The organism is Vibrio sp. 10N.222.49.C9, assembly GCF_041474985.1.
Classification (GTDB): domain Bacteria; phylum Pseudomonadota; class Gammaproteobacteria; order Enterobacterales; family Vibrionaceae; genus Vibrio; species Vibrio crassostreae_C.
The window spans coordinates 1-348 of sequence record NZ_JBFRVD010000340.1 but is presented as its reverse complement, the minus strand read 5'-3'; the positions used below and the strand labels follow the sequence as shown (position 1 = coordinate 348).

At 46.3% G+C, this 348-nt stretch carries 1 pseudogene; it reads right to left on the bottom strand.

The features are described 5' to 3' along the window. A pseudogene (locus tag AB4585_RS23425) lies at positions 1-348 on the bottom strand (hypothetical protein); the annotation flags it as partial.

The window sequence follows — 348 nt, the reverse complement described above, 5'->3', positions numbered from 1 at the left end:
TTGAGCGGATAAAGCGTTAAGAACTTAACATGAGATTCAATTTGATTGCTTAACTCAGCGCGCCACGCCTTTTCATGTTGCTTCTTGCAAAACTCAACGATCAACACCATGATCTGCTCAAGCCTACGACAACAGCATAAACGAATGTTTTGATCCACTTCAGCCCGGCTGATCACCTGTTCTAATCGACCTTGTGCTAAACACAGATAAGAGTAGGCCGCCTCAATCTCTGCCTGCTCTAAATGATGCTGATACATGCGAGCACAACCATCAAGCCAACAGCCAAGCCCTTGACTCTGTTCGATCGATAGTTCCGGCCCCCATAATTCTTGGGGAGGATCATTGATC